We start from the raw sequence: 21,245 nt of genomic DNA on the forward strand, positions 1-21,245 counted from the left end.
TCAGGCCCCCATGACCATGTCAGTCAAACCGCCGATGTGCTGTGCCTCCAGTGGCAGATCCAGCTCGGCGAACAACACGCCATAAGCCGGTAACCGGATCGCACCGTTTTCGAATCGTCCGCCGGGCAACCCGTGATCGTCGCAAACACGGGCGCTTCCGACGGCCAGTGGCAAGTTGGCCGGCGCACCACCGAGATTGAACACGGCCAGCACGATATCGTCACCCAGGCGACGTTCGATCACCAGCAGCGGTTCCGGAGCGTCGAGCAGGCGGATGTCGCCCCACTTCATCGCGGGTCGCTGTTTGCGCCAATGCAGGAAGCGGCGGAAGCGGTTCAAGGGTGAGCCAGCCTCACCTTCCTGAGCCTCGACGTTCAACCGACGATGCCGGGTGTCGAGGGGCAACCAGGGAGTCCCCGCCGAGAATCCGCCCTGACGCGCGTCACGCCAGGGCATCGGCGTACGACAACCGTCACGCCCTTTGGAATCCGGCCAGAAGGTGATGCCATAAGGATCGCGCAGCGCCTCGAATGGAACATCCGCCTCCGGCAAACCCAACTCCTCGCCCTGATAGACGCATACCGAACCGCGCAGGGTGCACGCGAGCGCGCTGAAAAGACTGGCCACGTGATCGGGCGCGTCCGGCTCCGCCCAACGCGTGCGCACCCGCATCGAGTCATGGTTGGAGATCGCCCAGCACGGCCAACCGTGCGGCATCCCCCGCTCCAGCGCGCCCACGGTGCCGCGGATGTACCGGGCGGAGTGCTCTGCGCTCAGCAATTCGAAGCTGTAGCTGGTATGCAGAAGTCCGTCACCGGTGTACTCGGCCATGGTGGCCAGGGAGTCTTCGGACGACACTTCGCCCAGCGCCACGCGATCCGGGTACGCGTCCAGCAAAGCGCGCAATCGCTTCAGGAACGGCAGGTTCTCCGGCCGTGTGTTGTTGTAGAGATGACGCTGATACGCATAGGGACTGTCGGGTGAGAATCCCCGCCCGACGCGCTGGTCGGCGGGCTTGGCCGGGTTGTCGCGCAACTGCCGATCGTGGAAACAGAAGTTGATCGAATCCAGGCGGAAGCCGTCCACGCCGCGGTCGAGCCAGAACCGAAGATGCCCGAGCGCCGCGTCGGGAACCTCCGGATGGTGGAAGTTGAGATCGGGCTGTTCGGGCAGGAAATTGTGCAGGTAGTACTGGCTGCGGCGCGGCTCCCATTGCCAGGCCGGGCCACCAAAGATGGACAGCCAGTTATTGGGCGGCGTGCCGTCCTCGCGCGGATCGGCCCACACGTACCAGTCAGCCTTGGGATTATCGCGGCTGCGGCGGCTTTCCTCGAACCATGCGTGCTGGTTCGACGTGTGACTGGGCACCTGGTCGATCAACACCTTCAGACCAAGCGCGTGCGCTTTTTCCAGCAAGCGGTCGAAATCGGCAAGTGTGCCGAACACTGGGTCCACGTCGCAGAAATCCGCGATGTCGTATCCGTAATCGGCCATCGGCGAGGTGAAGAACGGCGAGATCCAGATGGCGTCCACGCCGAGGCTGGCGACATAGTCCAGACGCGCGATGATGCCCGGCAGGTCACCCACGCCATCGCCGTCACTGTCCTGGAAGCTGCGCGGATAGATTTGATAGATGACTGCACCGCGCCACCAGGGGGCGTCACTCATGGGTGTCTCCGGTTGGGAATGAAGCGCGCGACGGATGCGCAACGCGTGTTGCGCCGTGCGACGGACGGCGCAAGCCTACGTGACCTTCGAACTAGCGAGCAGTCGTCACAAACGTATTCATCGAGAAAACTGATTTCGTGGCAAAACGTGCGCAACGCAGTGAATTGCTGCAGTACGAAACAAATCCCCGGGCGGGTGACTTAAGTCGTTGGTGGATCTGTGCGTGGGCTCGTGCTGCCTCGCAAGAATCCGATGACGCGACTCCCTCGGCTTGCCCCCGGACGGCTGATCAACTCAGCACCGTGCCATCCCAATGTGTCGGCCAACGGCGAAAACCCACAAACGTATTCATACGTCACATACGTATGCGGACGCTGTTCGCCATCGGAAGGCCGCTCTAGCATCGAATTCACAAGGTCCCTGGGGGCACGCGCTTCAAGCGAAGCGAGCGACACGGGCCGATCACCTACAAGAGAAGTTCGTCATGACGAAACGGGAGGGCGTGCTGTCATGAGTTTCAAGCGCAGGATTCTGGTGCTGGCGATGGCGTCGGCGGGTATCGGCATGGCAGGCGACGTCCTGGCCACGGACGCGCCCATGGGCGCCACCCCGCAAGACAACACAAAGGCCAACACGCAAGCCAAAGACACATCGTCCCAAACCGGATCGACCGCCGCGGACAACAAGGACGGCGAAAAGAAGCAGACCAAAGAGGAAAAACTCGCCCAGACGCTGAGTGCCGTCACCGTCACCGGTTACAGCCGCAGCGCAGCGACCTCCGCCGACATCCAGCGCTACTCAGACAAGATCGAGAACGTCGTGACCGCGGCCGACATCGGCGGCCTGCCCGACCAGTCGATCGCGGACGCCCTCACCCAGCTGCCCGGCGTGGCGGCACAACGCATTGGTGGCCAGGCGTCGCAGATCAACCTGCGCGGACTTCCGGGTAACTTCATCCAGACCACGCTCAATGGTCGTGAGCAGCCGTCGACCAGTGGAAGCAACTACATCCAGTTCGACGACTATCCGTCCGAGCTGATTCATCAGGTATCGGTCTACAAGTCCTCGCAGGCCAATGTCATCGAAGGTGGCGTCGGCGGCACCATCGCCATGGAAACGGCGAACCCGCTGGATAACAAGAAAGACCAGACGTTCAACCTGGATACGCGCGGTAGCTACAACTCGCGCGCCAATGGCGTCTATGGTGCGAATCCGCGCGCCTTCCGCATCAGCGCCGCCTACCAGGGCAAGTTCCTGGACAACACGTTGGGCGTGGGCCTGGGCTACGCACAGATGTACCAGCCGCATGTCGCCGAGCAGTACATCAACGAGTCCTACTCGACCTCGCCAACCATGCTCAATGGCAAGCCTACCTACATCAACACCGGCGTGCAGATCAGTCAAAACGGTGGCACGGAACGTCGGCATGGCTATATGGGCACGGTCGTTTGGCAACCCAACGACGCGTTCAAGCTGACCGGCAACGGCTTCTATTCGAAGTACGACAACACGTCGTTCCAGCGCGGCATGCGCGCGCAACTGTTTACCAACGGCGGCGCGGTCATCACCGACCCGGTTGTCTCGTCCAATGGCGCCCTGATTGGTGGCACGGCCAGCAGCATTCCGGGCGGATTCTGGGGCATCAACGGCCTGCAAGCCTTTTCGGTCGCGACCACGGCAAACGATCAATCGAACAACGCCAACGTGTTTTCAGGCGGCCTGAACGCTGTGTGGAAGAACGGGCCGTGGAAGGTCATGGCGGACGTATCCGCATCGCGCGCCAACAGCCACACGGTGGGTTCCGATGTCACGGCGGACGTCTACAACGGCCTGGGCAGCGGCTTACCCCTCATCGCGGACCAGTCGGTCTCATTCCTGCTGCACGGGCTCAATGTCGGCGATTTTTCGGTCGCCAACCCAGGCTCGTATACCGACCTGAGCAAGATGGCGTTGTCGAGCTACGGCATGTATCCGACAACCTACCGCGACGACCGCAAGGCATTCCGCTCGTCGGTGCGCTACGAGTTCACGGACAACCCGGTGTTCGCCGGCCTGGAAGGCGGCGTCTATCTGAGCAACCAGAAATACAGCGCCGATCGCGCGGTATGGCTTTACGGCTCGGCCTGGGGACAGTACTGGCTGTCCACGCCGAACCAGCCTCCGCTGACGCTGGACAGCTCCAACGCGGTCAAGACCTGCTGGAAGAGCAGCCAGTTCAAGAACTTCCCTTGCTTCCTTGGCCTGAACGCGAACGCGATTCTGGCCGCGCACGGTGTCACGCCCAATCCGCAGAAGGATTGGTCGCAGAACTGGACCGAGACCCAGAGCGGCGACGTCAACGTCAAGATCCGCGATGCCTTCGTGCAAGCCGATATCGAAACCACCGTGTTCGACCGCGCGCTCTCCGGCAACGTCGGCCTGCGCGTCGTGCATACCTCCCAGTTCAGCCCAGGCCTGCAGCAGGTGGGCAATGGCGCAGGCGAGCCCATCGCCGATGGCCACGGCGTGATCAGCAAGGACTACGTCCACGTCAATCCGGGCCAGAGCTACACCGATTACCTGCCCTCGCTGAACCTCAATCTGGAACTGGACGACGAGAACCAGCTTCGCTTTGCAGCGGCCAAGGTCATGGCGCGCCCGCCGATCGACATGCTGAAGTCCGGCGTGGCCTCGTACATCTTCAATGGCACCTACAATCTGACGAGCGGCACGAATCCGATGCTCGATCCGATGTACGCCAAGCAGTACGACCTGGTATTCGCGCACTACTTCCCGGACTCCACCGGCGTGTTCGCCGCCGATGTGTTTTACAAACACATTGACTCGTTCGTGCAGACAGTCACTGACCCGAACTACGACTTTGCCGCGCACGGCTACATCGTCCCGATCAATCCGCAGACCGGCCAGCCCTACCTCAACGGCACCTTCCAGACTGCCTACAACAACACCAAGGGTGGTTACGTGCGGGGCGTCGAACTGCAGTTCATGCGGACGCATTTCCTGCCCGGCCCCTGGTCCGGCCTGGGCTTCAGCGTCAACTATGCCTACACGGAAAGCGGCACCAAGGTGGAATCCAACCTCGGCGGCTTCCCGCAGGAACAGGGTTTGCCCGGGCTGTCGAAGAACGTGGCCAGCGCTGCCCTCTTCTACGATGGAGGCAGGTTCTCCACGCGCCTGGCCGCCAACTACCGCTCGCCGTTCGTGTCCGCCGCGCAGGTGTCGTTCACCTTCCAGACCGTGTATTTCGCGTCCGAAAAGGTCCTCGATTACCAGGCGTCGTACAAGTTCAACGACTATGTCAGCGGCCTGTTCCAGGTACTCAACCTGACGGACCAGCCAACGCGCACGTACTTCGGCAACTCGACGCAGACGAGCACCATCCAGTACTTCGGCCGCACGATCTATGCCGGCGTCAGCCTGAAGTTCTGAGTCCACGGGGTTGCGCGTTGCACGCAACGCCAACCCCGCTTATTTCCTGGAAACGATGCATGCACATGAAGAAGGGCCGCCGACTCGCGACGGGGCTGCTTGCAGGTCTGCTGGCGCTTGCCCCGGCTGCGTGGGCCGAGACAGAAACCGTGGCCATTGCGATGGATGCACGGGCCAGCGGCACGCCGTTTCCACACTTTTGGGAACAGATGTTCGGGTCCGGGCACGCGGTGCTTGCCCTGCGCGACGATTACCGGCGCGACCTGGACATGCTCCGGCAGGCAACCGGCGTTCGCTATGTGCGTGCGCACGGCATCTTCAACGACGAACTGGGTGTGTTCGAGCTCGATAAGCAAGGCAAGCCGGTCTACAACTTCTCTTACGTTGACCAGATCTACGACGGCTTGCTGGCGCGGGGCGTCAAGCCTTTTGTCGAGCTCGGTTTCATGCCCGAGGCACTCGACAGCAAGCCCCATGCCCAGAAGGTCTTCTTCTACAAGCTTCGCGCGTCGCCGCCCAGGAACTACGCACTGTGGGATGGCCTGATCAAAGCCTTCGCGCAGCATCTTGTCGACCGTTACGGCATCGATGAAGTCGCGAGCTGGTACTTCGAAGTGTGGAACGAGCCGGACATTCCGTTCTGGAACGGCAAACCTGCCCAGGCCACGTATTTCAAACTTTACGATCACACGGCGCGCGCCCTGAAGTCGGTCGACCCCCGACTGCGCGTTGGCGGGCCGGCCACGTCAGCCGTTGCGTGGATTCCCGAATTCCTGCAGCACGTGCATGCCCGCAAGTCCCCCGTGGATTTCGTCAGCACGCACGCCTACGGCAATGTCTGTCCTGATGTGAAGAAGGTGCGCGAGCAAATCGCGTCATCGGCCTATCCCGCGCTCCCTTTCATCCTCAGCGAATTCAACGCCACCATCTATACGCGTACCGACATCACCGACGCCCCCTATATGGGCCCCTACCTCGCCAGCACCATTCGCGACTGTGCCGGCCTGGTCGACATGATGAGCTTCTGGACATTTTCGGACGTATTTGAAGAACAGGGTGTAGTGAAGACTCCGTTCTACGGTGGCTACGGACTGATCGCGGAGCGCGGCATTCCGAAGCCCTCGTTCAACGCCTTCGCCATGCTGCACAAGCTGGGTGAACAACGTCTGCCAGCGGGCGACGGACCGGTGCTCGCCACGCGTCGCGAGGATGGCACGGTGGTGATTGCGCTCTGGAACTATGCTCGCCCGGCCCATGCCAAGCCAGACGGCTCCGTCGCCACGCCAAAACGCTTCGACGTGACCGTGGCTCATCTGCCCACAGGTACCGCGGCCACGCTGTGGCGACTGGATGCCGGGCATGGCAACGCCAACACCGCGTTCGATGCCATGGGGCGCCCGGCGTATCCGGGCATCGATCAGATCAAGACGTTGCAGCAGGCGGGAAGCATGGCCCCTGCGGAAACCCAATCGATGCACGACGGGAAACTGAGCATTGAGATTCCACCCCAGGGGCTGGTGGTCCTGGAGCTCAAGCCGTAACGCTGGATTCCCGCACGACCAGATGGGCGGGAAGACACGTGCTCTGCACCGGCTTGCCTTCGATCAGCGCGATCAGGGCTTCCACCAGGAGACGCCCGGCACGCCGGGTGTCCTGCGCCACGGTGGTGAGCGAAGGGCTGACGTTGCCGGCCATGGCGATATCGTCGAATCCCGCCACGGCCACCTGCTCCGGCACCTTGAGCCCGCGTCGGATCAGTGCGCGCATGGCACCGATGGCAATCAGATCACTTGCCCCAAAAACGGCATCGAATGTCAGGCCTTTGTCCAGCAAGGCGAGCACCGCGTCGTGCCCGGACTGCTGGCTCGTTACCGCATCAACGCGCAATGCAGGGTCCAGGTCGATCCCCGCCGCACGCAGCGCCGCCTGATATCCGCGATAGCGCTCCATGACTTCGGGCGAATGCTCCGGTGACCCGATGAAGGCCACGCGACGCCGGCCCTGGGCGACCAGATGTTCCGTCACCATCCGGCCTCCGAGCTGGTTGTCGCTACCGATGGCAATGCCCGGCTGGTCCAGCAGCAATGAACCCCAGCGCACGAAACGCGTACCCGACTGCGCCAGCGCATCGAGCTTGCTGCGATAGGCCAGGAAATCGCCGTACCCCAGCAGGATCAGTCCATCGGCCTTGTGACTACCCGTGTACTCGGCATGCCAGTTGCGCGACATTTGCTGAAACGAAACGAGAAGGTCGTAGCCTCGCTCAGAGCAGACGCGGGCAATCCATCCCTGCATCGACATGAAGAACGGATTGATATTTGACTCGTCAGGCGTTGGATCTTCAAAAAACAGAAGCGCCAGCGTGCGCGTTTGCTGCGTCCTCAAATTGGACGCGTTCTTGTCGACGGTGTAATCGAGCTTGCGCGCAATCTCACGAATCCGCTCGCGGGTCTTTTCATTGACCATCGGGTCGCCGCGCAGTGCACGCGACACCGTGGACTGGGAAACCCCCGCCAACTGAGCGACATCCAGCGAAGTTGCCATGCGCCAAACACTCCGGACCTGGCCGTGGAAACGGCTTGTCAGGGCAGTGTAAGGGGGAAGGTGAAGGGCCGGTAGACGCTATGCAGCATGGGCATGCGTTCACTTGCCATGGCATGGATGCGTTCGTTCGCCACCATGCATGGCAACTCGCTAAGCGGTAGCCAGCGACAATGCCACCTGCCCCGCCGGAACCACCGCCATGCGCCCGCCGAAGCTGTTGAGGTATCGCAGCGTCGCGTTGTGATGCGCAATGATCTGTTGCGCCGTCAGCACATCGTTGGCCGTTGTCGAATGGCCGTCGGACACCAGCGTGACGTCGTAGCCAAGGGCCAGTCCGCGCCGCACTGACGTATCAATGCAGAAATCGGTCTGCAGGCCACACACCACCACATGCCGCGTACCCTGCTCGCGCAGGATGTCGTCAAGGTCGGTCTGGTGAAACGAATCGGGCGTAGTCTTGCGCACGCGACGGTCGGCGGGATCCGCATTGAACCCGGCAGCGAACTGCCAGCCGTCGGTACCGAATTGCAGTGGTCCCTTGCCTTCCTCGTGCTGCACCAGGATGACCGGCACGCCGAGTTCGCGGGCACGGCTGGCCAGTGCGTTGATGCGCTTCAGCACACCGTCGAAATCGAAGGTGGGAAGTTCGCCAAAACACAAGGCTTGCTGGATATCGATGATCAACAGCGCAGTGGTCATGCTTTTTGTTCTCTCTGATCGGACAGACAGATTCCGTCCGTGCATCCAGGGGGCGATCTTTGCATCCAGGCGCTCCGCGCCCGCCCGTCCGATGCGACGCCCTCGTCACTCCCCTGCCGGCATCCTGCCAGCCGTCGGATTCTTATCCAGTGCCGGGCCGGCCACAACAGACGGCCCGACGACCAGTCAGGTTCCAGCCTGCCATTGGCTGAACCGACAGGCCATGGATAAGGGCTTCGTAAGCAAGCCAGCCGATAATTACGCGGCACAAAAATGCAGTTTTAACGGCTACTTGGAGCGCATCGCTCGTGCACGTCCTGCTGGTGGAAGATGACCTGGACCTGGGCGCCGCGATCCAGCGCGCCCTGGACCGCTTTGGCTACACGGTGTCCTGGCTGCGCGACGGCAAGTCGGCCTTGCTGGCCATGCGCGACCAGACCGCCGACCTGGTCCTGCTCGACCTTGGGCTCCCGGGCAAGGACGGGCTCGATGTGTTGGTGGAAGCCCGCCGCGCACACGTCACCACCCCCGTGCTGGTGATGACGGCGCGCGACGGGTTACACGCCCGCATCGACGGGCTGGATGCCGGTGCCGACGATTACCTGGTGAAGCCTTTCCACGTGGACGAACTGGCTGCCCGCATTCGCTCTCTGTGTCGGAGGGCACGCGGCTTTGCGGCCAATCGCGTCGAAGCCGGCGCGCTCAGCATCGATCTGGGTACGTCCGAAGTGACGTTCCATGGCAAGCCCATCGACCTGACGCGCCGTGAATTCTCCCTGCTGCAGGCGCTGATCGAGAACGCCGGCCGCCTCGTAAGACGCGAAAGCCTCGAAAACACGCTGTACGGCATCGACCACGTCGTGGGCAACAACGCCCTCGAAGTGCTGGTACATACGCTGCGGCGCAAACTCAGCTTCGACACCATCCGCAATGTTCGCGGCTTCGGTTACATGATCCCGCGGAATCCGGAATGAGGGCGAGCAGCCTGCGCGCACGTCTGATCTGGCTGATCCTGGCGGCGCTTGCGCTGGTGCTTGTCCCGCTGGGCATTTACAGCTTCCAGCGCACGGTCAAGGAAGTGGATGAGCTGTCCGACGGGCGACTCGCTCAGTCCGCGCGTACGCTACAGGTGCTGATCGAGCATGCGGGCTTGCCCGCCATCCGCGGCAGCCAGGGGCAATCCAGCATCGTTGTGCCCATCACCGGTCATGCGGCCCAGGGCATCCTGGTCCATGGTCACACCTACGAGTCCGAAGTGGGATTCCAGGTGGTCGACAGCGACGGCAAGGTGTTGCTGACGACGGCAAGCCTGGGCGATCTCCCGCCACCGCGTCCGACCGATGCGGGTTTTCGCGACACGCGCCAGGGCGACTACCGCTGGCGAATTTTCACCTTGCCGCCCGATGCCGAAGGCGTGGTGATCCGTTCGGGCGAGCGTTACGACAGTCGCCACGACATCATGCAGGCCCTGTGGATCGAGCACAGCCTGCCCTTGCTGCTGGGAATGCCCATCCTTGGCCTGCTTGTGGGATGGGCAGTGACGCGTGGGCTGCGCCCATTGCAGGAACTGGCGCAGCGACTTTCCACGCGCCGCGTCGGCAGTCGTGAACCGCTGGAGATCCGGCGCGCGCCCGCCGAACTCGCCCCCGTCATCAGCGCACTCAACGAGCAGTTCGCGCGACTGGAAAACACACTGGAACGCGAGCGGCGATTCAGTGCTGACGTGGCCCATGAGCTGCGCACGCCGCTGGCCAGCACGATCATCAACCTGGAAAACATCCAGGCGCACCAGGAACCTTCCGAAACCGAAGCCGCGCTCGACGGCGCGCGTCGCAGCGTGGCGGCGCTGGCCCGGCGCGTCGAACAACTGCTGGCCCTGGCGCGTCTCGAGTCGAGCTCGCAGGCGGGCGAGCGACGCCCCATGGACCTGGTGGCTGTGGCCGGTTCGGTTATCGAGGAACTGGCGCCACTCATTGTCGACAGCAAGGTCGAACTGACCGTGGATCTCCCGCGGCACCCCTTGCCCATGACCGGTTACGAAGCGGCCATGGCGGCCTTGCTGCGCAACCTGCTGGAAAACGCCTTGCGCCACGTGCCGGACGGCGGTTCGGTGCAGCTGTCCATGGCCGCCAGCGACGGCGTGGCCGAGATCGACGTGATCGACAACGGCGAGGGCATCCCGCCCGAGCGGCGGGAGGCGGTATTTGCACGTTTCCATCGGGAGGCTGGCAGTCGCGGCGACGGTTATGGACTGGGCCTGTCGATCGTCCAGCGTGCCGCGCAACTGCATGACGCCGATATCGCCCTGCTCGATTCGCCCATGGGCCATGGCCTTCGCGTGCGCGTGAGGGTACCCATGATCGTGCGCTCCCCACCTGCCCTTTGAGTGCTGTCAAAAGTCGCCGCTAAGGGGATACTCGTAGCCTGTGCGCTTACCTCTCCAAGGAGCGACGGTGTCCTTGCTGCTTCACCCTCCGCACACATTTCTCCGGCGCACGGCGGCGCTTTGCCTGGGCATGGGCACGCTTGCCGGTTGCGCCACGTATCACCCGCTCCCGCTGCCCGACCAGGCTTCCACGGCGGCGAATGTGCAGGCATTGCACGGCGCCGCCGACGCGCACATGCCCCTGGGACCGGACGACGTGCAGCGGTTGGTACTGCTCAACAATCCCGATCTGAGGACGCGCGCTGCCCGACATGCCGTCGCACGTGCGCAGGCCGCACGGTCGAAGGCCATACCCAATCCGGTACTCGGCGGCAGCATCGGCTACCTGCTGTCGGGCGTGGGCGACTCGACCGCATGGACCGCCAGCCTCAGCCAGGACATCACCGCACTCATCACCTTGTCACCACGACGCGAGTCGGCCGACGCGACCGCCGATGCGGTTGACGCCGGCCTTCTGTGGGAGGCGTGGCAGGTGTCGGGCAAGGCGCGACTGCTTACGGTCGATGTCATCGAGGAAACGCGCCAGCTGACCTTCCAGCGCACGGCGGTCGACGCACTGGATCGACGTGCCGAACGACTTCGCCAGGCGATCGCCGCGGGTCAGCTCGACCGTGCCTCCGTCGCGCCGGACTTGCTTGCCGCCGTCGACGCCCACACCGCGTTGAACGACCTTCAGCAGCGATGGCTTGATCATCGACAGCAACTGGCGGCGCTGATGGGCCTGTCGCCCGACGCCGACCTTCCTTTGGCGACGGACCTGCGGCCGCAAGGCGTCGACGCCGGCCATGCGCTGGAGCGAGCCGGGCACATCAAGGACAACCGCCCCGACCTGGTCGCGCTGCAACTGGGCTATCGCGCACAGGAGGCCAACGTGCGCGCAGCTGTCCTGGCGCAATTCCCGGCGCTGAGCCTTGGCTACGACGCCTCGCAGGACAATAGCCGTGTCCGCAACGGCGGCCCGGCCATCACGCTCGAACTGCCTTTGTTCGATCGCCATCGCAACGCGGTTGACGAGGCCACGGCAACGCGCCAGCAACTCCACGATGAATACGCCGCCCGCGTCGCCTCCGCACAAGACGAGGTGCGCGCGCTTGTCGCCGCACATCGGCAGGCCGCTGACCAGCGCGACGCGCAGGCACAGGCGCTGGATGGTGATCTCGCCGCCGCACGCATGGCCCGTGACGCTGTCGACGGCGGCGGCATCGATATCCGCACGGCGACGGACCTGGAAGTCGCGGCTTTGTCGCGACAGTCTGCCCTTGTCGCGCTCGATCAGCGCCTGCTCGAACAAGAGGTCGCGCTCGACCTCCTCCTGGGTCGCGGCATGCCGACGACCTTAGCCATGGAAGACACCTCCCCATGAAAGCCAAGTTGCTCATCTGCGCCCTGGCCTTGCTGTGCAGCGCCTGCAGCGAACCTTCGCCGACCGAAAGCACCCCCAGTGCCGCCGTCGTGCTGGTACAGGTGCGCCAGGGTGACCTGCCGCGCATGGTTCGCGCCTATGGCACCGCCGAGCCGGCCCTCGATGATTCGCTCGACATGAGCTTGCCCTTCGAAGGACACGTCGCGCATTGGGCCGTGACGCCGGGCAGCGCGGTCAAGCGCGGTCAGTTGCTGTTGCGTTTTGTGCTTTCGCCGGCCGCGCAGTCGACCTGGCAGCAAGCCGGGAGCGCACTTGAGCTGGCACGCGAGCAGCGTGACAGCACGCAGAAACTCCTGGGCCAGCAGCTGGCCACGCGCGAGCAACTTGCGCAGGCGGACAAGGCATTGAAGGACGCGCAGGCAACGTTCGATGCACTCCCTCACCCGCAAGGTCCGAACGTCGACGTGACGTCGCCGTTCGATGGCCGGGTGGCAAGCATCGACACGTCGACCGGCGCCAACGTGGCGCCAGGCACCCGCCTGCTGTCGCTCGTGCAGTCGTCCGGCTTGATCGTGCGGGCAGGCGCCGAACGTGCGGACGCCGACCGATTGCAGGCGGGTGAAAGCGTTGAACTGACACCGCTCGATGGTGGCGCCACCCAGCCGGGCCAGTTACTGCGCGTCAGCCAGGCCCTGAATGCCTCGACGCGACTTGTCGACATCGACATCCGGCCCGAACATCCCCCCATGGCCGGCGAGTCGTTCCGGGCCGATATCCATGCAGGCGACTGGCATGGCTGGCTGGTGCCGCGCGATGCTGTCCTGGGCGAAGGTCCGGACCGCCACGTCTTCCAGGTCGAGCACGGCAAGGCGCACGAGGTGATCGTGGCCGTCATCGGTGAGAACGGTGACACCAGCGCGATCAAGGGGCCGATCCAGGCGGATCTGCCTGTGGTCACCACTGGCGCGGCCCAACTCGACGACGGCATGCTGGTGCGCGCCCTTCCGCGAGCCGACACGCCATGAGTGCTGCCTCATGGCTCGCCCGCCATGCGCGGGCCATTGGCGTGGTGGCAGCGGCGCTCGCACTGGCGGGCCTGGTGAGCACGCTGTCGATGCCGGTGGGTCTTTTTCCGCAAGTCGACTTCCCGCGCGTGGTCGTGGATCTTGATGCGGGCGACCGGCCTGCCGACGAAACCGCGCTGCTGGTGACACGCCCCATCGAAGAGGCCGTGCGTACCGTTCCGGGCGTCGCGAACCTCCGCTCGGAGACGACGCGCGGCTCGGCACAGCTGTCGGTGGACTTTGGCTGGGGCCGTGACATGACGGCATCGACGCTGCTGGTCGATGCGGCGATCGCCCGCGTGATTCCGGACCTGCCTGCGGGAACGACATATCGCGTGCGCCGGATGGACCCCTCCGTCTTCCCCATCATTTCGTACGCACTGCAATCGGACACGCTTTCCCCGGTGCAACTGCGGGACCTCGCGCAGTACCGCATGGTGCCCTTGCTGGCGTCCGTGCCGGGCCTGGCCCGGGTGGATGTCCAGGGGGGCGAGACGGCTGAGTACGAGGTCGTTGCCGATGTGCACCGACTGGCCGCTCGTGGACTGAGCCTGGATGACCTGAGCAAGGCCATTGCCGGCGCCAATCAGCTGCGCGTGATCGGGCGCGTGCAGGATCACGACAAGCTCTACCTCGTCGTCGGCGACCACCCTATGCACCAGCTCGATGCCATCAGCGATGTCACGGTGAAGAGCGATACCCACGGACGCATCAAGCTGAGCGACGTGGCCACGGTGTCGCCGGGCTATACCCCGCAATGGGTCAAGGTCAGCGAAGACGGCAAGTCAGCCGTACTGCTGAATGTCTACACGCAACCCGATGGCAATGCCGTGCAGATTGCCGCCGACGTGCGCGCACGATTGTCAACTTTCGCCCTGCCTCGCGGCGTGACCCTGCGCAACTGGTATGACCAGAGCGACCTGGTCGTGACATCGGCGCACAGCGTGCGCGATGCCGTGCTGATCGGCCTCCTGCTGGCCGGGCTGGTGCTGTGGGTTTTCCTGCGCAGCGTACGCGTCACGCTCATTGCCATGTGCATGGTACCGCTGACGCTTGCCATCAGCGTGCTGTTGCTGCGCTGGCTAGGCCTGAGTTTCAACATCATGACCCTGGGCGGTATTGCCGCGGCCGTGGGCCTGGTCATCGATGACGTGATCGTGATGGTCGAGCATGTCGCGCGTCGCGCCGGCATGCACCACGCTGGCGACGCGCCACCGGGCGCGCATGCGGTGCTTCCCGCCGCGCAGGAATTCATGGCGCCGCTGACCGGCTCGAGCCTGGCAACACTGATCGTCTTCGTGCCATTGGGCTTGTTGAGTGGCGTGACGGGCGCCTTCGCGAAGGCTTTGTCCGTCACCATGGCGACGACTTTGATCGTGTCCTGGATGGTGACCGCATGGGTCGTGCCGCCGCTGCTGCGGCGCTGGGTCGACTTCCAGGCATGGCATGACCCGGGGGTGGATCACCAGGGTTGGCTGGCGCGAACGCACAACGCCCTCTACGAACGCGTAGCGCGCCGACCGGCGTGGCTGGTACTGGTTCTGGTGCCTTTGCTGGCCTTTGGCGCACTGGCGTGGTCGCGCGTAACGACGGGTTTCATGCCTGCCGTGGATGAAAGTGGCTTCGTGATGGATTACTACACGACGCCTGGCACGTCGCTTGTTGAATCGGATCGTCAGGTAGCCGAAGTCGAGCGCATCCTGCGCGAGACGCCCGAAGTCGACACCTTCTCGCGTCGCCTGGGCACCGGCCTGGGCGGCGACCTGGGACAGTCTTACCACGGGGACTTCTTCGTACGACTGAAGCGCCCCCACGCGCGGGCCACCGAAGAGGTGATGAACGCCGTGCGAGAACGCGTGGCGCGTGACGTGCCGGGCGTACAAGTTGAACTGGCGCAACTCATGGAGGACCTGATCGGCGATCTGACGGCAGTGCCGCAGCCGATCGAGATCAAGCTCTTTGGCGAGGATCCCGCCGCACTGGCACCCCAGGCCAGGCGAATCGCGGCGGCCATCGCCCGCGTACCCGGCGTGGTCGACATCAAGGATGGTATCCAGCTGGCCGGCGACGCACTCAACGTGCGCATCGACAGTGACAAGGCGGCCACCGAAGGCATGAGCATCGATGCGATCACGCAGGCGGCGCAGGATGCCCTGACGGGCGTCGTGGCAACCCAGTTGCCCGAGCTGACCAAAAGCGTGGGCGTGCGGGTTCGCGCGACCCCGGCGTCGCCCTGGCGCATCCCCGATCTCTCGGCGCTGCCGGTGCGCGCGCCCGACGGCCATGTCTTTCCCCTCGCACGCGTCGCCTCGATCGAAGCCGTCAGCGGACAGCCGCAGATCTCGCGCGAAGACCTTCAACCGATGATCGCGGTCACTGCGCGTATCGAAGGCCGCGGCATGAGTGCAGCGGTGAATGACGTCAAGGCGCAACTGGCGAAGCCCGGCATGCTTTCACCCGGCACGCGCTATGAACTGGGCGGCCTCTACCAACAGCAGCAAACCGCCTTTATCGGATTGGCCAAGGTCTTTGCGATGGCACTTGTCGCCGAGCTGGTCTTGTTGCTTTTTCTGTATGGCCGCACGTGGCTCGCCGTCGTCGTGATGAGCTGTTCGCTGCTTTCGACGCTGGCGGTCTTCATTGCGCTTTGGCTGACCGGCGTCGATCTCAACATCACCGCAATGATGGGCCTCACCATGATCGTCGGCATGAGCACGGAAATGGCCATCTTTTTCGTCTCCGAGTACACAGCACTCGAACAGAGCCTTCCGCCCGACGAGGCACTCCGGCAGGCAAGCAGGAATCGCCTGCGCCCGATTACGATGACGGCGCTGACCGCCATCCTCACACTGTTGCCGCTCGCCCTGGCCATCGGTGAAGGCTCGGGCATCCAGCAACCGCTGGCGATTGCGATCATTGCGGGCCTTGCCTTGCAGTACCCGCTGGTCCTCGTCGCGCTGCCACGACTGATCGCGTTCACGCTGTCGCCAAACCTTCGACATGCAACATAGTGCGCACTGACATGGACTAAGAACTCTGTAAGTGAAGGGTTCGCACAATCGCGGCATGACGCCCTGGTTGAGCCCGCACTTGCGAAACTCATGGTGGCCGGCATTCGCCCTGCTATGCCTGTCGCCCATGTTGCTGGTGCTACCCGCGGTTCCCATTGATGAAACGCGCTACCTGAGCGTGGCATGGGAAATGCGCCAATCAGGCGCGTGGATCACGCCGCATTTGAATGGCGCACCCTACTTCGACAAACCTCCCCTGTTGTTCTGGCTGGTCAATCTGATGTGGCGCATAACCGGCCCGTCGCTGTGGTCGGCGCGCATGGTGTCACTGGTCTGCGGCGCGCTGGGCGTCATGCTTTGCGGCGTGCTCGAAAAGCGGCTTGCGGGAGATGAAGGGACACCCGCCGCGTGGCTGCTCGCGGGCTCACTGTTCTTCGCACTATTCAGTGGCGTGCTGATGTTCGATGTCGCGCTGTGCCTGTTCGTGCTGCTCGCATTTCTCGCGGTCGTCGATTATGTGCAGAGCGGTTCCCGGCGCGCCTTGCTGCTTCTGTTCGTTGCATCCTGCCTCGGCACGTTCGCCAAGGGCCCGGTGGTAATGCTTCACCTGGGCGGCCCCATCCTGCTGTCGCCGTGGTGGTCTCGCGGGGCAACGGCGATATCGTGGCGAAGCGTAGTCACCCTGCTGCTCACCGCGATCGCGGGAGGCTTGCCTGTGCTGGCCTGGGCATGGCTCGCACTGCGAGGACTGAACCCCGGTGAGGCGCACTATCTGCTCATCCACCAAACCACCGGGCGCGTCGTGCAGAGCTTCGCCCATAACCGTTCGCTGTGGTGGTACCTGCCGTTCCTGCCCGCACTGATGCTGCCCTGGATCGCGATATGGCGCTGGCGTGCTCTTCCCGGCGCCGCGCTGCGTGGCATGAAGGACCCGGCCATGCGCTTCGGCCTGTGCGCCTCAGCGCCCGCATTCATCGCGTTCTGCGTCGTCAGTGGCAAGCAGGTGCATTACCTGTTGCCGCTGATGCCGGGCGCCTGCCTCATTTTCGGGGCATGGCAGCGACAGGTCGTCGATCTGTTTCCCTTGCGGCGATGGTGGGTGTCCGTCGTCCTGGTCGGTGCGGGCGTTATCCTCTCCTGTCGACGCGCGCCTGAGGACCTTTGGTCGCATGCGCTTGCTTTGGCTCTCGTTCTGGCGTGCGCCGCCTGGGTCCGGGTGGGTCGGCGAAGCTGTGCGTTGCCCGCCGCATGCGTCGCGTCGTTGCTGCTGACGGCGGCGCTGTTGCCGATCCTGCGGGCGCAGGTCATCGGCCCGATCGATCCGAGTGAACTCGCGAGCCGGGTGGCCGGTTTACGTGCGCATGGCGTGCCGGTGGTTCGCACGCCCAATGAACCGGGCATGCTCACGTACCTTGGTCGGCAGGCGACACCGATCCCCCAGTCAACCCAGCTTCGGGAATGGGCCCAGGCCAATCCGCAGGGTTTCGTGATCGACTATTCGAGCCACGGTCGCGCTCCCGCCGATGCAGTCGATTCGGTGCGACTGGCCAACGGCTGGATCGCACTGCTGCCCGCCGCCAGGATCCCGGACCATCCGGAAATCCAGGACCGGCACGCCGATGAGTACGTCGAGTAGACGACGGCTATCAGCTGCCCGCTTTGCCTTTGTCCGCACCCGGCAGCGTCTGCGCCCCGGCCACTTCAGGCGGGTTCGAATCGAGCACTTCGAGTTTCTTGCCGGTGGTTTCCGGCAGCACGGGCACGTCGGTCGTGAGCAGCACGACGCCGGGTGTCAGCAAGGGCATGAGGTTGGCCATGAAGGCCGGCGGGATGCTGACGCGGCGGATGTCCTGGTCGGTGACGACGTGGCCCTTCTCGTCATCGTGACCGGGGATGCCGATGGTGATCCAGTTGGGCATGGGCGTGCCGGGCAGCAGCGGGTTGTCACCGGGCAGGTAACCGGCCGCCACGATGTAGGCATGCGTGCCGTGCGCTGTCTTGTCGTTCACCACGATGCGCGAGCGCCCGATCTCGACGCCATTGCGCAGGACGACGATGCGTTCGTCGGCAGCGCTGAGCACCATCGACACCGGACCCTCGGGCGAGGACTCCGGATGCCAGCTGAACTCCTGGTCGTCAGCAAGGCGAAGATCGCCAGACTGCGTGCCGGAGTGCGGATCAATCGGCAAGATGGCTCGCGGATGCACCACGCTGGGCGGCGACGCACCCTCTTCGGAAACCACTACCGTCATGCCCATGTTGGTGGAATCGAACAGTTTCTCGGCGAAGCGCGTGGGCAGGTGCACGCACCCGTGCGATTCCGGATAACCCGGCAAGCCACCGGCATGCAGCGCCACCCCGCTCCAGGTCAGGCGTTGCTGGTACGGCATGGGTGCGTTGTCGTACTTGTTGGAGTGGTGATCCTTGTCCTTCTGCAGGATGGTGAATACACCCGTCGGCGTTTCGTAACCGTGCTTGCCGCTGCTGATGGTGGTGACACCGATCAGGACGCCATTGCGGTAGGCATAGGCGCGTTGCTCGGTGAGGCTCACCACCAGGGCCATCGGCCCCATCTTCTTGTTGTCGCCACCCCATATCCACTGGCCGGGCTTGAGGTCCAGCGCAGGCGTATCCGCCGGGCTCGATTCGCGTGCGCCCCATACGGGGACGGCGGCCTGCGCCATCGCGGCCAGCAGGCACATCGCCAGGATCAACAGAAAGCGCTTCATGAACGACTCTCGGGGGCGGTCAACGAGTGGCCCATGTTACGCGTGCCAAATGTCGAATCAGTGTGCAGCCCGTTCTGACGCCGGCCGCTGCCCCTGCCACGACAACAGGGCCAGCACGACGGCCAGGCCGACATACGCACCCGTGAACTGCCACACCATGTCGCGCAGTGCCGGCTCCAGCCGCCACGGCAGATAGACGCCACCCGACGGATCGGCGGAGTGGATCAGGCCGAAGGACGTCAGCGCCGCACCCAGCAGGAGGATCCACGAGGCACGCAGCGTCTTGCCGTCAATCATCGCCACCACGAAGCTGGCCCAGATCATCGACGTGATGATGAAGCCGTTGCCCAGCATGGTGATGACGGCCAGCTCGGACAGCCCGTGACCGCCAGCATGGTAGAGCTGCGCGAAACGGTCCGGCGGGACATACGTGGGATCGCTGAGCTTGATCGTCACCATGCGACTGATCGCCGGAAAGAAACTGAACACCACGGCAGCGGCGTAACGGACGGGCGTGGCTTCGAAGGCCTGCACGGTGATGCCAATGGCCACGAACACCAGGATCGGCGCCAGTACCGAGAGCGGCACGAGCTCGACCAGGTTCGACAGATAGCCGAGGACACCGCCCAGGCCGATCACGATGCCGGTCAGCAACGTGTATCCGGTGCGCGCACCCATGGCCTTGTACGACGGCTGACCGATGTAAGGCGTGGTCTGCGCGACGCCGCCGCAGAACCCGGCAACAAGGGTGGCAAGCGCCTCAACCAGCAGGATGTCGCGCGTCGGGTAATCGTCGCCGGCAGCGCGCGCGCTTTCGTTGACGTTGATGCCGCCAACGACCATCAGCAATCCGAACGGGAGGATGAGCGGCAGATAGGGCACGATGTACGCCAGGCCCTCGAAGCCCTGCAGTGTCGGTACCGGCCAGGCGATGCGCCACTGCCAGCCGGTCGGCGCGTGGTAACCCGATCCAAGCAAGCCCAGCGGGCCGAGCACGTAATACAGAACCGCACCCACCACGAAGGCGACCAGGACGCCAGGCAGATTCCACGGCAGACGACCGTGCGCGACCAATGCGTACAACACGATGCCCAGCCCGGCCAGACCGACCACAGGCACCTTCAGGATTTCGACCAGCGGCAGGAATCCCATCAGCACGAGTGCGATGCCCGCGATCGAACCGAGCAAACCCGCGCGCGGCACGTGCCGCTGCACCGCTGCGCCGAAGAACGAGAGCACGAACTTCAGCAAGCCCATCACCAGCAACGACGCCATGCCCAGTTGCCAGGTCGCCACACCGGCGGCGTGATCATCCATGCCAGCTTGCTTGAAGTTGACGAAAGCCGGCCCGAGCACCAGCAAGGCCATGCCGATGCTGGTGGGTGCGTCGAGGCCCAGCGGCATCGCAGTTACGTCGCTGCGCCCCGTGCGTCGGGCAAGCCGTCGCGCCATCCAGGTGTAAGCCAGATTGCCCAGCAGCACGCCGAATGCGGTGCCGGGAAACATGTGCAGGAACACGATGTCGGCGGGGAATCCGAAAATACCGATCAGCGCGGTGGCCAGGAAAGCCATGATGGACAGATTGTCCACGACCAGGCCGAGGAAGCCGTTGAGATCGCCGGGTGTCAGCCAGCGGTTCGGGGATGAAGTGGTCACCAGGCAATCCTGTGGATGGAGGTCAGAAAGACGCGTCGACCGCCTGCGTCACGCGCAGAACGGAATGGTCGCCTGTACGCTGCTTCCAGGCATCGCGAATGGCCTCGATGCCGGCGCGGTCGGCGGGGGTGTTGCGATGGATGATCAGCAATTCCTTGGAACGGAGGCGTTCGGGGGACGCTTCGCCGGGCTCCTTCCACTGTCCGTAAACGTCGACGACGCTGAGTCCGGCCGGGAAGCGCGGTGTGACCACGTCGTCCAGGAAGCGGCGCCAGCGGGCTTCGTCGTCCGCCGCCGAATGACCGTCTGCCGGACCCACGCCGAAATAAAGGCGGGTCTCAAACCAGATCGGCGCGCCACCCCCGGAAGCTGTATCAACCGCTGAGAGCGTGCTGCGCGATGCTGGCGCAGACGATGCGCATGCCGTTATCAGCAGCATCACGAACACCACCAAAGCGTGCCTTATCCGCTGCATTCGTGACCCCCCGTACGCATTTGGACGTCCATTTGCGGAGTCCCTCGACGCGCGAAGTATTGACATGAAGCTCTTACGATGCAACAAATGGCGCGCCCAACGCTTCAAGGCGTCCGGCCCACTGCCAGCAACACCGCTTGTCCCCGCCGGAAATATCGGCA

At 64.1% G+C, this 21,245-nt stretch carries 14 protein-coding genes; 8 read left to right on the forward strand and 6 right to left on the reverse strand.

Translation table 11 applies throughout. From position 1 onward, the window contains the following. Positions 1-1,668, reverse strand: coding sequence for an alpha-amylase family glycosyl hydrolase (locus tag EYV96_RS05985; RefSeq protein ID WP_131150537.1), 1,668 nt, complete (start codon positions 1,666-1,668; stop codon positions 1-3). Between the two features lie 510 nt (positions 1,669-2,178). Here EYV96_RS05985 and EYV96_RS05990 point away from each other — a divergent pair. After that, positions 2,179-5,097, forward strand: coding sequence for a TonB-dependent receptor (locus EYV96_RS05990; protein WP_165488604.1), 2,919 nt, complete (start codon positions 2,179-2,181; stop codon positions 5,095-5,097). A gap of 59 nt (positions 5,098-5,156) precedes the next feature. Next, on the forward strand, positions 5,157-6,638 hold the full coding sequence (locus EYV96_RS05995; protein ID WP_205746098.1) for a GH39 family glycosyl hydrolase: 1,482 nt from the start codon (positions 5,157-5,159) through the stop codon (positions 6,636-6,638). Here the strand turns inward: EYV96_RS05995 and EYV96_RS06000 are convergent. Both EYV96_RS06000 and EYV96_RS06005 read right to left on the reverse strand, forming a co-directional pair. After that, on the reverse strand, positions 6,628-7,641 hold the full coding sequence (locus tag EYV96_RS06000) for a LacI family DNA-binding transcriptional regulator (protein WP_131150540.1): 1,014 nt from the start codon (positions 7,639-7,641) through the stop codon (positions 6,628-6,630). The genes EYV96_RS05995 and EYV96_RS06000 overlap by 11 nt on opposite strands. Before the next feature lie 150 nt (positions 7,642-7,791). After that, positions 7,792-8,340 (reverse strand): cysteine hydrolase family protein, encoded by a 549-nt coding sequence (locus EYV96_RS06005; RefSeq protein WP_131150541.1) that lies wholly within the window; start codon positions 8,338-8,340, stop codon positions 7,792-7,794. Positions 8,341-8,648: 308 nt separating this feature from the next. On the opposite strand from EYV96_RS06005, the gene EYV96_RS06010 reads away from it, so the two are divergent. The 6 genes from EYV96_RS06010 to EYV96_RS06035 all read left to right on the forward strand — a co-directional run bounded on the left by EYV96_RS06010 (position 8,649) and on the right by EYV96_RS06035 (position 17,860). After that, positions 8,649-9,314 (forward strand): response regulator, encoded by a 666-nt coding sequence (locus EYV96_RS06010; RefSeq protein ID WP_131150542.1) that lies wholly within the window; start codon positions 8,649-8,651, stop codon positions 9,312-9,314. Beyond that, a complete protein-coding gene (locus EYV96_RS06015; RefSeq protein ID WP_131150543.1) occupies positions 9,311-10,726 on the forward strand; it encodes an ATP-binding protein in 1,416 nt (471 codons plus the stop codon). Before EYV96_RS06010 ends, EYV96_RS06015 begins: the two co-directional genes overlap by 4 nt. Positions 10,727-10,793: 67 nt before the next feature. After that, a complete protein-coding gene (locus EYV96_RS06020) occupies positions 10,794-12,149 on the forward strand; it encodes a TolC family protein (RefSeq protein WP_131150544.1) in 1,356 nt (451 codons plus the stop codon). Further along, positions 12,146-13,174 carry an efflux RND transporter periplasmic adaptor subunit gene (locus EYV96_RS06025; protein WP_131150545.1) on the forward strand — a complete coding sequence of 343 codons (1,029 nt, stop codon included), beginning with the start codon at positions 12,146-12,148 and terminating at the stop codon, positions 13,172-13,174. Before EYV96_RS06020 ends, EYV96_RS06025 begins: the two co-directional genes overlap by 4 nt. Next, positions 13,171-16,224 carry an efflux RND transporter permease subunit gene (locus EYV96_RS06030; protein ID WP_131150546.1) on the forward strand — a complete coding sequence of 1,018 codons (3,054 nt, stop codon included), beginning with the start codon at positions 13,171-13,173 and terminating at the stop codon, positions 16,222-16,224. The genes EYV96_RS06025 and EYV96_RS06030 overlap by 4 nt, the downstream gene beginning before the upstream one ends. Positions 16,225-16,303: 79 nt before the next feature. Beyond that, positions 16,304-17,860 (forward strand): ArnT family glycosyltransferase, encoded by a 1,557-nt coding sequence (locus EYV96_RS06035; RefSeq protein WP_165488605.1) that lies wholly within the window; start codon positions 16,304-16,306, stop codon positions 17,858-17,860. Positions 17,861-17,870: 10 nt separating this feature from the next. On the opposite strand, the gene EYV96_RS06040 is transcribed toward EYV96_RS06035, so the two are convergent. From EYV96_RS06040 to EYV96_RS06050, 3 genes are read right to left on the reverse strand one after another with little or no spacing between them, the layout of a single operon-like run. After that, positions 17,871-18,953: a L,D-transpeptidase gene (locus tag EYV96_RS06040; RefSeq protein WP_131150548.1), complete on the reverse strand. Its 1,083-nt coding sequence runs from the start codon at positions 18,951-18,953 to the stop codon at positions 17,871-17,873. Positions 18,954-19,010: 57 nt separating this feature from the next. Then, a complete protein-coding gene (locus tag EYV96_RS06045) occupies positions 19,011-20,609 on the reverse strand; it encodes a SulP family inorganic anion transporter (RefSeq protein ID WP_131150549.1) in 1,599 nt (532 codons plus the stop codon). Between the two features lie 22 nt (positions 20,610-20,631). After that, complete coding sequence (locus EYV96_RS06050; RefSeq protein ID WP_240732427.1) at positions 20,632-21,048, reverse strand: DUF3574 domain-containing protein; 417 nt, start codon at positions 21,046-21,048, stop codon at positions 20,632-20,634. Positions 21,049-21,245: the final 197 nt, after the last annotated feature.

The organism is Dyella terrae (assembly GCF_004322705.1).
In the GTDB taxonomy this organism is placed as follows: domain Bacteria; phylum Pseudomonadota; class Gammaproteobacteria; order Xanthomonadales; family Rhodanobacteraceae; genus Dyella_D; species Dyella_D terrae.

What these genes read in the sequence shown, in the direction of transcription:
- EYV96_RS05985 (WP_131150537.1), bottom strand. Translation starts at nt 1,668, where the DNA reads ATGAGTGACGCCCCCTGGTGGCGCGGTGCAGTCATCTATCAAATCTAT.
- EYV96_RS05990 (WP_165488604.1), top strand. Translation starts at nt 2,179, where the DNA reads ATGAGTTTCAAGCGCAGGATTCTGGTGCTGGCGATGGCGTCGGCGGGT.
- EYV96_RS05995 (WP_205746098.1), top strand. Translation starts at nt 5,157, where the DNA reads ATGCACATGAAGAAGGGCCGCCGACTCGCGACGGGGCTGCTTGCAGGT.
- EYV96_RS06000 (WP_131150540.1), bottom strand. Translation starts at nt 7,641, where the DNA reads ATGGCAACTTCGCTGGATGTCGCTCAGTTGGCGGGGGTTTCCCAGTCC.
- EYV96_RS06005 (WP_131150541.1), bottom strand. Translation starts at nt 8,340, where the DNA reads ATGACCACTGCGCTGTTGATCATCGATATCCAGCAAGCCTTGTGTTTT.
- EYV96_RS06015 (WP_131150543.1), top strand. Translation starts at nt 9,311, where the DNA reads ATGAGGGCGAGCAGCCTGCGCGCACGTCTGATCTGGCTGATCCTGGCG.
- EYV96_RS06025 (WP_131150545.1), top strand. Translation starts at nt 12,146, where the DNA reads ATGAAAGCCAAGTTGCTCATCTGCGCCCTGGCCTTGCTGTGCAGCGCC.
- EYV96_RS06030 (WP_131150546.1), top strand. Translation starts at nt 13,171, where the DNA reads ATGAGTGCTGCCTCATGGCTCGCCCGCCATGCGCGGGCCATTGGCGTG.
- EYV96_RS06040 (WP_131150548.1), bottom strand. Translation starts at nt 18,953, where the DNA reads ATGAAGCGCTTTCTGTTGATCCTGGCGATGTGCCTGCTGGCCGCGATG.
- EYV96_RS06050 (WP_240732427.1), bottom strand. Translation starts at nt 21,048, where the DNA reads ATGCTGCTGATAACGGCATGCGCATCGTCTGCGCCAGCATCGCGCAGC.